Genomic DNA, 11,534 nt, shown 5'->3' with positions numbered 1-11,534 from the left:
CTCGCCCTCCGACCGCTTCAACCGGCGGGCGGCGCACACCACGGCACCGACCAGGAGGGCGGGCACCGACCCGAGGCTGAGAACCAGCGCGACGACCTGCAGCCACGTCGGCACGTCCACCGAGATGTCGATCGCCGGTGTCACTCCGGGGTGCGTCTCGCGGAAGTCCTGGGCGTCGAAGGCGGCCAGCACGCCGAACAGCACGTGCCCGGCCAGGCAGGCAGCGACGTACCGCCGCCAGAACCGGCTCGGGATGTGCCCGTCGGGGAAGACGTAGCCGATCAGCGCGATGAAGACGTAGAGCAGCACCCAGCTGCCCTGCAGCAGCTGGTCCACCAGCGGCCACGACGGCGAGCTCTCGTCAGGCGACATCAGGATGACCGACGCGGCGACCGCGTGGGCCAGCAGCAGCGCACCGACGGCGTTGCCGGGGCGGCGGCGCACGACGAGCCAGCCCACGACGGCCGCTGTCATGGTGTCGGCGAGAACGAGCACGTAGAGCCAGCCGGTCCCCTCCATCACCCACCAGGAGAGTCCGACAACGGTCGCGGCGGCGATGGCGAGCAGGGCCAGCGGCGCGAGCACCCGTCCGGCGAGCGACGGACGACGCACACCGGTCAGAGCCACGTCGGCAGTTGTCATGACTCTCGCAGTGTGGCCCCGGCGTCCGCCCCGCGGGGCGGACTCGGGAACAGTTCCCGACCCGGTCGGGACAGCTCGCCGGTGCGGCCGGGTCGCCGGGACGCGCACGGTCACGGCATCCGCCCGTCGGTCGACGACGGGCCACCCGGAGGGAAGACCCATGTCCGTCAGCAAGTTCGACCGGTTCCTGCCGATCGCCGGCATCCTCGCCGGCCTGCTCCTCGTCGCCGTCAACGCGCTCACGTGGAGCTCCCCGGACTCCACGGACGCCGCCGACCTGGCCGCCTACGGCTCCTCGCACGAGACCCGGGTGATGATCGCCGGCTTCGCCATGGGCTACGTGGCCGTCCTGCTCGCGTTCTTCGCCGTCGCCCTGCGAGGTGCGATCCGCTCGGGCGAGGCCGACGAGTCGACCTTCAGCAGCGTGGCCTTCGCCGGGGGGCTGATGGTCTCCGTCGCCAGCGCCCTCTGGTCGTACGTCAGCCTGACCACCCTCTCGGCTGTCACCGACGGCAACGCGGCCGCGGTCTCCGCCATGGTGCACTTCAGCTCGCTGAGCTGGCTGCCCTGGTTGATCGGCTCGGCCGTGCTCTACCTGTCGGTCGGCATCGGTGCGCTGCGGACCGCCGCCCTGCCGCGGTGGCTCGCGTTCGTCACCGTCGGGCTCGGCGTGCTGTGCCTGACCGGTGTCGGTGGGATCGCCGTCTACCTGGCCACGCCCCTCTGGCTGATCGTCGCCGGATTCGTCCTGCACCAGCGGCTCGCGGCCGCGGCGCCGCCACGTCCCACCACCGCCGCTCCGGCCGCTCCGTCCGTCCACGTCTGAGAGGCAGACCACGTACGGCAGGAGGGGACTGCGTCCCCGTGGGTGCTACGGGCGCCCGCGGGGACGCAGCCGCACGCCGGGCAGCGCGGGTGCCGGCAGGGCGCCGCCGTCGTACCCCTCGACCCGGCCGAACCTGGTCTCCTCACCCGCCACGGCCCGCTGCCACTCGTCGCGCACCGCCTCGACCTCGTCGTGGTCGCGGCCGACGAAGTTCCACCACATGAGCAGCTCCTCGTCGAACGGCTCGCCGCCGAGGAGCAGCCCCCGGGCCGCGCCGCCGCCGCCCGTCAGCGCGAGCCGGTCACGGCCGCAGCCGAGGTAGACCAGCGAGCCCCTCGACACCTCGCCGCCGTCCACCACCAGGCCGTCGGAGAGCGCGAGCACGGCGTGCTCGAAGGACGGCTCGAGCGGCAGCTCGCCACCGCCCCCGGCCGCGAGCTGCACGTCGGCGCCCACGATGGGGCTGTACGTCGTCGCCGGCGAGACCGCGTCGCCGACCCGGCCGAGCACGACCGTGGCGCTCAGCCCCCCGACCTCGTGGACCGGCAGCGCGTCGTGGTGCTCGAACGCCGGCGCCGTCTCCCGCGCCTCGTCGGGCAGGGCGACCCACAGCTGCACGCCCCGCAACGTCGGTGACGACGGCGTGGACGTCTCGGCGTGGCTGATGCCGCGCCCGGCGGTCATCAGGCTCAGCGCGCCAGGTCGGACCAGGGCCGAGCTGCCGACGCTGTCCTGGTGCAGCACCTCGCCGTCCAGCAGCCAGGTCACGGTCTGCAGCCCGGTGTGGGGGTGCGGCGGCACCCGCATCGGCGACTCGGCCGGGTCGGCCGGCCCGTACTCGTCGACGAAGCACCAGGCCCCGACCGAGCGCAGTCCGCGGTGCGGCAGGGTGCGCCGTACGAGCATCGCGCGCGGCCCGCCGAGCGGCACCTCGCGGGGCTGGAGCACCCGCCGGACCGGCTCGGCGCTCACGGTGGCCAGCCCGCCGGCCAGCTCCTCGTCCGGCCGCCGCTCGAGGTTGCTCACGCAACGGAGCGTAGGCCTCAGGGGTAGCGACCGACCAGGTCGAACGCCGGGGCTGCGAGGGTCCCACCGTCCACGACCCGCAGGTCCAGGTCGGCCGCGGCTGCCGCGACCGCCGCGGCCAGGTCACGCACCGTGCGCGGCCGGCGGCGCGAGGAGACGAGATGGCGGGCCAGCCGGCCCTTGACCCACTTGGCGTGGTAGCTGACCGGCCCGACCTTCCGGGCGTTCCCGCTGCCGCGCTCGGCGAGCACCCGGACGGCGACGACCCGGGCCCGCACCGCTCCGGTAGGCCGCCACATCGCCGTGTAGTCGGTGGAGCGCAGGTCGAGCACCACCGAGTCCACGACCAGCGCGGGCAGTGCGGCGGCCAGCGGCTGCCGCCAGTGCGCCACGACCCGGCCGAGCCCGGGGACCGAGCCGCTCGCGGGCACCCGGTAGTCGGGCACCGGGTCGCCGCCCCGCACGACTCCCCAGAGCCCGCTGAGCACCAGGACCTGCTCGTCGGCCCGCCGCCGCGCCGCGGCCGAGAGCGACCCGGCGTCCAGCGCCGCGTAGACCACGCCGGCGTAGCGGTCCAGGGCGGGCCGGGTCGCGGCTCTGGTGACCGCCCGGTCGGCGGCCAGCGCCGCGTCCGCCAGCCCCGGGGGCAGCCTCAGCCCGGCTGCCAGCGCGGCCGGGTCCGCCGCGGCAGCGTGGCGGACGGCGGCCACCAGCGCGGCGCGGGGCGCTGCGAGGGCGGGCGTGGACATCGTCGGCCGCGGCCCGAGCGGCGGGCCGTCACCGCCGGGCGTCTTGCCCTCGGAGGGCGGCAGCAGGACCAGCACGGGCGGCGACGCTACCGAGTCGCCCGGAACCGGACGTTCGGCTGACGGGAAACCGCTGCCGGACGGCGGCGGCCGACCGTAGGGTGCCGCAAGGGGGGCTCGGGCGGGGTGGCGAAGGATGGGAACGGCTGTGTCGGTGCCGCAGGTCAGCACGGGGCACGACGACGCGTCCCGCGACACGGGCGGGGACGTCGCCGCGACGGTGCTCCGGATCGGTGTCCTGGGGGAGATGACCGCCCGCCGGCGCGACCGGTCCGCCGGCGACGGGGCCGGCTCCGACACCGTGATCGACCTCGGCGGGCCCCGGCAGCGCGCGGTCCTCGGGCTGCTGGTCCTGGCCCGCGGCGACGTGGTGCCGGCCGACCGGATGATCGACGCCCTGTGGGGCGAGGAGACCCCGCCGAGCGCGACCAGCGCGCTGCAGGCCTACATCTCCCACCTGCGTCGCCGGCTCGAGCCGGCCCGTGGTCCACGCGACCGGCAGAGCGTCATCGCCCGGCAAGGCCCGGGCTACGCGCTGCGCACGGAAGACCTGGTCGTCGACTCCTGGGACTTCGAGCGGCTGCTGCTGCAGGCCGGCGCCGCCGAGTCGGCCGCCGAAGCCCACCGGCTGCTCGACCAGGCGCTCGCGCTGTGGCGGGGGCCGGCCTTCGCCGACCACATCGGCCAGCCGTGGGCGGACGCCGAGTCCGCCCGGCTCGCCGGGCTGCGCGACGTGGCCCGCGAGCAGCGGCTCGAGGCCCGGCTCGGCGCCGGCGAGTCGGCGGTGCTGGTGCCGGAGATCGAGGCGCTGGTCGCGGAGGACCCGTTGCGCGAGGAGCGCTGGCGGCTGCTCGTGCTGGCCCTCTACCGCGCGCACCGGCAGGCCGACGCGCTGGCCGCCCTCCGCCGGGCGCGCAGCACGCTCTCCGACGAGCTGGGGGTCGACCCCGGCCCGGCCCTGCGCGCGCTCGAGGCCGAGGTGCTGGCCCAGTCGCCGAACCTGGACGCTCCCGCCCGCACGGTCGCTGCCGAGGCACCGGCGGACGCGCCCTCGGAGGCCTCGACCCCGGCACGGGCCACTGCCGCGCCGGTCGCGGCCCCGGTCGCCGCAGCTCCGGCGCCACCGGTCGTCGTCGAGGAGATGGTCGACCGCGACCGCGAGGTGCAGGTGATGGCCGGGGCGCTCGCCGACGCGCTCGACGGGCAGGGCCGGCTGCTGCTCGTCCACGGTCCGGCCGGGATCGGCAAGAGCCGGCTCCTGCAGGAGGTACGTCGCACGGCAGCCGAGAAGGGCGCCCTCGTCCTCACCGCCCGTGGCAGCCAGCTGGAGCGCGACTTCGGCTTCGGCGCGGTGCGCCAGCTCTTCGAGGGCGTGCTCGCCGACCCGGCCCGCCGGGCCACCCTGCTGGCCGGCTCCGCGTCCTCGGCCGCCGCGGTCTTCGACGACGTTCCCGGCACGACGCACGCGCACAGCCCGGCCGACCGCGCCGACGGCTCGTTCGCCGTGCTGCACGGCCTCTACTGGCTGACCGTCAACCTGGCGGCCGACCGGCCGGTCGTGCTGGCCGTGGACGACGTGCAGTGGTGCGACACCGGCTCGGTCCGGGCGCTTGCGTTCCTGCTGCGCCGCCTCGAGGGGCTGCCGGTGCTGATCACCACCACCCTGCGCACCGGCGAGACCCACGAGGACGAGAGCCTGCTCGCCGAGCTCGCCCAGGACGACGCCACGGTGTCGGTGCACCCCGGCCCGCTGGGGCCCGAGGGCACCGCCCGCCTGGTCCGGCTGCGGCTCGGGGACCACGCGCACGAGAGGTTCGTCGCCGCGTGCCACCGCACCACCGGCGGCAACCCGCTGCTTCTGCGCCAGCTGCTGCGCGCGCTGCAGGTCGAAGGGGTGCGCCCGGACGCGTCGCACGCCGACACGGTCAACGCCATCGGCTCGCGCGCCGTCTCCAGCATGGTGCTGATGCGGCTGCGCCGCCTGCCGGCGGACTGCACCGCCGTCGCCCGCGCGGTCGCGGTCCTCGGTGACGGCGCCGAGCTGCCGGTCGTCGCCGCCCTGGCCCAGCTCGACGAGGAGCAGACCGCGGCGGCCATCGCGGTGCTGGCCCGGGCCGAGGTGGTGCGGGTCGACCAGCCGCTCGGCTTCGTGCACCCGCTGGTCGGCGAGGCCGTCTACCAGGACGTCCCCCCCGGCGAGCGCGAGCTGGCCCACGAGCGGACCGCGCGGGTGCTGATGGGCCGCGAGGCGACGCCAGAGCAGGTCGCCGCCCACCTGCTGCTGGCTCCTCGCCGTGGCAACCAGGACGCCGTCGTCCTGCTGCGCCGGGCCGCGGAGACCGCGGCCGAGCGCGGCGCCGCCGACGCGGCCAAGACCTACCTGCAGCGGGCGCTGGCCGAGCCGCCGCGGGCGGAGGACCGGCCGGCCGTGCAGGTCGAGCTGGGCGGCCTGGCCGCGATGACCGACGGCCCGGCCGCCGTGGCGAGCCTCCGGGCGGCGTACGCCACTCTCATCGACCCGGCGCCGCGCGCGGACGTCGCCATCATGCTGGCCCGCACGCTGGTCTTCGCCGGCGAGCCCGGCGAGGCCACCGCGTTCGCCCGGTCCGCCGCGGCCGGCCTGCCCGACGAGCTCGACGACGCCCGGCAGGGCCTGCACGCGCTCGAGCGCATCGGGGGCTACATGCACGGGCTGCCCAAGGAGGACTGGCTGCTCGGCCGGCCCGAGGTGCGCGGCACCGGCGTGGGTGCCCGGGCCCTCGCCGCGACGCTGAGCTGGGAAGAGCTCATCACCACGGGCGACCGCGCCGAGGCCGCCCGCCTGTCCCGCTTCGCGAACGAGGACGGGCAGCTCCAGCGCCACGACACCGGCCTGCTGTGGGTCGTCGCGACCTTCGTCCTCGAGATGTGCGACGAGAGCAGCGGCGACTTCTGGGACCGCACCCTCGCCGAGGCCTACGCCCGCGGCTCGCTGTTCTCGGCCCTGTCGGTGCACCTGTGGCGCGGGCACATGCTGTGGCACCACGGCAACCTGCGCGAGGCGCTGCAGTCGATCCACACGTCCAACGACCAGAGCCGGGCCTGGGGTGCGCCGGAGGTCGGTGTGCCCTACGGCCAGGCGTTCATCCTCGGCATCCTGATCGAGCAGGGCGACCTCGCCCAGGCCCGCCGGATCGCCGAGCCGGTGCTCGACCAGCCGCGGTTCGGCGACGGCGCGCGGCTGTTCGAGGAGAACTACGCCCGGCTGTGCGCCGCCGAGGGCCACCACGAGGAGGCGCTGGCGCGGCTGGACCGCACCGAGCAGATGCAGACGACGGTGACCAACCCGGTGTGGCGGCCCTGGCGCACCTACCGGGCGCCGATCCTGGCCGCGGTCGGCCGGGTCGAGGAGGCCAGGCAGCTGATGGTCGACGAGATCGCGGCGGCGCGCCACTGGGGTGCGCCGAGCGTCCTCGGCCGCACCCTGCGGGTCGCCGGCGAGCTCGGCGGCCCCGGCTCCGAGGAGATGCTGCGCGAGGCGCTGGAGTGCCTGACCTCCAGCGTGGCCCGTTTCGAGCTGGCGTGCGCCGAGCTGGCGGTCGCCCGGGTGTCGCGCGACGCAGCCGAGCGCGAGCGGCTGCTGCGGGCCGCCCTCGGCCGCAGCCTGGAGTGCGGGTCCGACGGTCTCTACCGCCAGGTGGCCGCCGAGCTGGTGGCCGACGGGTCGACCGGCGACGACGTACCGCCGGACCCGGCTGCCGTGTTCACGCCCACCAACACCGAGCGCCGGATCGTCGCGGCGGTGGCGAAGGGCTACAGCCACCGCGAGATCGCGGAGGCGCTCTTCCTCACCCCGGCGCGGGTCGAGCGGACCCTCGCCGAGCTGCGTCGTGGCCTCGGGGCTGCCAGCGACGCCGAGCTCGCCCAGCTGGTGGCGTCGCACCGGCTCTGACCTGCGGCTTCGCGCCCGGCCGCGGCCTCAAGTCGGCTCCAAGGCCACCTCAAGTGATCAGGGCGAGAGTGGCCCTGCACAGCGACCCGCCGTCCGCACGCCGTCAGGAGCACGCCCGTGACCGCTCAGCCCACCGTCCCCGCGCCCGCTGCGTCGGCAGAGTCCGCTGCTTCCTCCCGGGACCTGGCTGCCCTGCGCGACCTCTGCGGGGGCGCCGTCCACCTGCGCGGGGACCGCGGCTACGACGACGCGCGGACGCCCTGGAACGTCGCCGTGGACCAGCGGCCGGCCGCGGTCGCCTACCCGGCGAGCGCGGCGGAGGTAGCCGAGGTGGTGCGCGCGGCGGCTGCGCTCGGGCTGCGGGTCGCGGCCCAGGGCACCGGCCACAACGCCGGTCCGCTGGGTGCCCTCGACGACGTGGTGCTGGTCCGCACGTCGGCGATGACCGGCGTCACCGTGGACCGGGGGCGCCTCGTCGCGCGGGCCGAGGCGGGGGTCCTCTGGGAGGACGTCGTCACCGCCGTCGCCGAGCACGGCCTGACCGCGCTGCACGGCTCCTCGCCCGACGTGGGCGTCACGGGCTACTCGCTGGGCGGCGGGATCGGCTGGTACGCCCGCAAGCTGGGCATGCAGGCCAACAACGTGACGGCCCTCGAGGTCGTGACCCCCGCGGGTGACGTGGTGCGGGCCGACGCGGAGAGCAACAGCGAGCTGTTCTGGGCGCTGCGGGGCGGCGGCGGCAACTTCGGCGTCGTGACCGCGCTCGAGTTCCGGGTCTTCGACTTCGACACGGTGTACGCCGGCTGGCTGGTCTACGACGGCTCCCGCGCCGCCGAGGTCCTGCGGGCCTGGTCGGCCTGGTCGGCCGACGCCCCCGACGAGGTGACCACCGCCTGGCGCATCCTCAACGTCCCGCCGATCGAGGAGATGCCGCCGCCGTTCCGCGGCCGCACCATCGTCGTCATCGACGGCGCCGTCATGGGCACCGACGAGGAGGCCGCCGCCGTCCTGGCGCCGCTGCGGGCCCTCGAGCCGGAGATGGACACCTTCGAGCGGCAGCCGACCGCGGCGCTGATCCGGCTGCACATGGACCCGGAGGGCCCGACGCCGGCGGTGTCGGACTCGCTCGTCCTCGACTCGATGCCCGACGCCGCGATCGATGCGCTCGTCGCGGCCGCCGGCCCCGGGTCGGGCTCGTCCCTCATCCTGGCCGAGCTGCGCCAGCTCGGCGGGGCGCTCGGGCGGCCGCACGACGGCGCCGGGGCGATGCCGGCGATCGCGGGGCAGTTCCTCTTCCTCGCCGTCGGCATCGCCGCGACGCCGGAGATGGCGGCCAGGAGCCAGGCCGACGCGACCCGCGCCGCGCAGGCCGTCGCGCCGTGGCAGACCTGCACGTACTACCTGAACCTCGCCGAGAACGCGGTGGACACCGCCAAGGGCTACCGCGCCGAGGCCTACGCCCGGCTGCAGGCGCTGCGCGCCCAGGTCGACCCGGCCGGGCTGATGGTCGCCAACCACCCGATCCCGACACCTCAGGTGGATCTGCCGCAGCAGCGGTGACCCAGGTGTGACGGCGCAGCCGCCGGGGTGGAGCGGACATGGAGGGGATCGCTCCATCCCGGCGGACCTGCTAGGCTTCCTGGCAGGTTGCTGACAACGCAGTTCCTCGCACGTTCTCTGGACGCCCGCGGATCGTTCATCCGTCGGGCGTCTTGTCATATGTGGACCCGAGCACCGGTTCCGGATGTGGGACGACGACCACCGCGGGCAGCCGTGGGCCGGCAGTTCCGCCGGCTCGTCCGCACCACATATCAAGGAGCACGGAATGACTCAGGGCACAGTGAAGTGGTTCAACGGCGAGAAGGGCTTCGGCTTCATCGCCCAGGACGGCGGCGGCGCCGACGTCTTCGTCCACTTCTCGGCCATCCAGGCTGACGGCTACCGCTCGCTGGACGAGAACCAGCGCGTGGAGTTCGACGTCACGCAGGGCCCGAAGGGCCCGCAGGCGGAGAACGTCCGCCCCGTCTGACGATCGTCTGACGATCTGACCGGCTGGACCACAGCCTCGTACGAAGGGACCTCGCCTCCGGGCGGGGTCCCTTCGTCCGTCCGAGCCGGTGTCGGCTCGTGTGCGGGGCATGCATGCTGGGGCCGTGCGCTACCCCGCCCCGCTCCGGCCCGGAGACACCATCGGCGTGACGGCACCGTCGTCCGGCGTGGAGGACGAGCTGGGTCCGCGCCTCGACTTCTGCGTCGAGCACCTGCGCCGGCTCGGCTACCAGGTGCGGGTCGGCGACTGCATGGACGGCACCGGCCTGGTCAGCGCGCCGGCGGCCGACCGGGCCGCCGAGCTCGCCGGGATGCTGCTCGACCCGCGGGTCGGCGCCGTGGTGCCGCCGTGGGGCGGCGAGCTGGCGATCGACCTGCTCCCCCTGCTCGACTACGAGCGCCTTGCCGCCGCCGCGCCGACCTGGGTCGTCGGCTACTCCGACACCAGCACGGTCCTGACCCCGCTGACCCTGCTGACCGGGGTCGCCACGCTGCACGGCGCCAACCTGATGGACACGCCGTTCACACCGCCCGAGGGGCTGGCGCACTGGCTCGACGTCGCGACGTCGCCCACCGGTGCCACCGTGACGCAGACCGCCGCGACCCACCACCAGGAGTCGTGGCCGGACTTCCGGACCCAGCCCGAGGTCGAGTCGATGCAGCTCACCGTCCCCGCCGGGTGGCAGGTGCTCGGCGACGCGCGAGACGTCCAGGCGACCGGCCGGCTCGTCGGCGGCTGCCTCGACACGCTGGCCATGCTCCCCGGGACGCCGTACGGCGACGTCGGCGCCTTTGCGGACCGGCACGCACCCGAGGGGCTGCTGGTCTACCTCGAGGTGTCCGACGCCCCCGCGGCCGAGGTGTCGCGGATGCTGCACCACCTCCGCTACGCCGGATGGTTCGACCGGGCGACCGGAGTCATGGTCGGGCGCACCCCCGCGCCGGCCACCTTGGGCTTCAGCCAGGTCGACGCGGTGCACCACGCGCTCGGCGACCTGCCGGTCCCGGTGCTGTTCGACGTCGACGTCGGGCACGTGCCGCCGCAGATGGCGCTGGTCAACGGCGCTCTCGCGACGATGGAGCTGACCGGCTCCGCTCGCGGCACGCTGGTGCAGCGGCTGGTCTAGGTGCCGGTCTCAGGGCCGGCGGATGTAGTACTCGGTGAGCTCGCGGCACCGGCCCTCGTCGTCGAAGCGCAGGACGAAGCAGTTGTCGTACGTCCGCACGACCGTTCCCCCGGCCTCGTCGCGGTAGGACGAGGTGCCGGTCGCCACGACGGTGTCCCCGTCGACGGCCACCGGGGAGTACTCCGCGTCGTACGTCCCGGGGTCGTCACGAGTCGACGCTCCGTCGGCGGCGCTCTCACCGAGCCACGACGCGACAACCTCGTCGCGGCCGACGACCGCCTCGTCGTAGGGGTGGTAGCGGTAGGCGACGTCCGCGCTGAACAGCAGCGCGATCTCGTCCCGGTCGTAGGAGAGCCACGCGGCGACGTACCGGTCGAGCCACTCCTGGGCGCTGGTGCGGTCCATCGCCTGACGGTACTCGCGGGGCCCGCGCGGTCAGCGACGGCCCAGCTCGAACCCGGTGCGGGCCAGGACCGACGGGATCGCCCCGACGCGAGTGAGGTTGTACTCGTGCCACTCCGGCCTCAGGCCCTCCCAGGCGACCAGCTGTGGTGTCACCTTCTGGCGGGCGTCACGCACGTTGCCGTAGCGCCAGCCGTCCGAGCCGCGCCGGGCCCGCCACCGGTCGTGGTCGCGCACTGCCAGCCGCATCGCCTCTTCGGGCGTGAACACGATGGTCGGCTCGCCCCAGTGGCGGAGCGGGAGCAGCTCGAAGCCGTTCTCCTCCAGCGCGTCGGTCATCCCGTCGGCGGCCTCCCGGGCTGCCTCCCGTTCGTCGTCGGTCAGCGCGGCCCAGGGCGGGTCCACCACCCCACGCGCCTGGGCCCGGACCAGGTGGTCGTCGTAGAGCGCCCGGGCGAGCTGCTCGCGGACGCCGCCGTCCACGAGCGCCGGCGAGCAGGTCCGGTCGAGCATGGGGAACAGCCGCAGGCCCGGGAAGCGCTGGTCACCCTCCTCGTCGTCCACGCTGACCGACGCGCCCAGTCCCGCCTCCCCACGGGTGCGGACCACCACCGGGATCGTCGGGTCGTCGATCGCGCGGTGCAGGAACAGCGCGGTCGACAGGGCTGTCGACTCGTCGTCCAGCACGACGGCGACCAGGCTGGGCCGGACCTCGGTAAGTCGCT

General features: G+C 75.2%; 10 protein-coding genes. 5 read left to right on the top strand and 5 right to left on the bottom strand.

Annotation, left to right across the window (positions count from 1 at the left end; translation table 11 throughout):
* On the bottom strand, positions 1–642 hold a 642-nt coding region (locus VK640_06665), incomplete at its 3' end, for a hypothetical protein (protein ID HTE72865.1).
* Between the two features lie 160 nt (positions 643–802).
* Between VK640_06665 and VK640_06660 the strand changes: the two genes are divergently transcribed.
* Positions 803–1,468 carry a hypothetical protein gene (locus VK640_06660; GenBank protein HTE72864.1) on the top strand — a complete coding sequence of 222 codons (666 nt, stop codon included), beginning with the start codon at positions 803–805 and terminating at the stop codon, positions 1,466–1,468.
* 45 nt (positions 1,469–1,513) lie between these two features.
* Here VK640_06660 and VK640_06655 read toward each other — a convergent pair whose 3' ends face one another.
* Complete coding sequence (locus tag VK640_06655) at positions 1,514–2,494, bottom strand: pirin family protein (GenBank protein ID HTE72863.1); 981 nt, start codon at positions 2,492–2,494, stop codon at positions 1,514–1,516.
* 17 nt (positions 2,495–2,511) lie between these two features.
* Positions 2,512–3,318, bottom strand: coding sequence for a peroxide stress protein YaaA (gene yaaA / locus VK640_06650; protein ID HTE72862.1), 807 nt, complete (start codon positions 3,316–3,318; stop codon positions 2,512–2,514).
* Between the two features lie 130 nt (positions 3,319–3,448).
* Between yaaA and VK640_06645 the strand changes: the two genes are divergently transcribed.
* The 4 genes from VK640_06645 to VK640_06630 all read left to right on the top strand — a co-directional run bounded on the left by VK640_06645 (position 3,449) and on the right by VK640_06630 (position 10,407).
* Positions 3,449–7,231: a BTAD domain-containing putative transcriptional regulator gene (locus tag VK640_06645; GenBank protein HTE72861.1), complete on the top strand. Its 3,783-nt coding sequence runs from the start codon at positions 3,449–3,451 to the stop codon at positions 7,229–7,231.
* A gap of 117 nt (positions 7,232–7,348) precedes the next feature.
* Complete coding sequence (locus VK640_06640) at positions 7,349–8,791, top strand: FAD-binding oxidoreductase (protein ID HTE72860.1); 1,443 nt, start codon at positions 7,349–7,351, stop codon at positions 8,789–8,791.
* A gap of 265 nt (positions 8,792–9,056) precedes the next feature.
* Positions 9,057–9,260: a cold-shock protein gene (locus tag VK640_06635; protein ID HTE72859.1), complete on the top strand. Its 204-nt coding sequence runs from the start codon at positions 9,057–9,059 to the stop codon at positions 9,258–9,260.
* Between the two features lie 124 nt (positions 9,261–9,384).
* Positions 9,385–10,407: a S66 peptidase family protein gene (locus VK640_06630; protein ID HTE72858.1), complete on the top strand. Its 1,023-nt coding sequence runs from the start codon at positions 9,385–9,387 to the stop codon at positions 10,405–10,407.
* Between the two features lie 9 nt (positions 10,408–10,416).
* On the opposite strand, the gene VK640_06625 is transcribed toward VK640_06630, so the two are convergent.
* On the bottom strand, positions 10,417–10,812 hold the full coding sequence (locus VK640_06625) for a nuclear transport factor 2 family protein (GenBank protein ID HTE72857.1): 396 nt from the start codon (positions 10,810–10,812) through the stop codon (positions 10,417–10,419).
* Positions 10,813–10,842: 30 nt separating this feature from the next.
* The coding region (locus tag VK640_06620) for a RyR domain-containing protein (GenBank protein HTE72856.1) at positions 10,843–11,534 on the bottom strand (692 nt) is incomplete at its 5' end.

The organism is Actinomycetes bacterium, from assembly GCA_035489715.1.
Classification (GTDB): domain Bacteria; phylum Actinomycetota; class Actinomycetes; order JACCUZ01; family JACCUZ01; genus DATHAP01.
The sequence above is the reverse complement of the archived record's forward strand: the minus strand, read 5'-3'. Positions and strand labels throughout refer to the sequence as shown.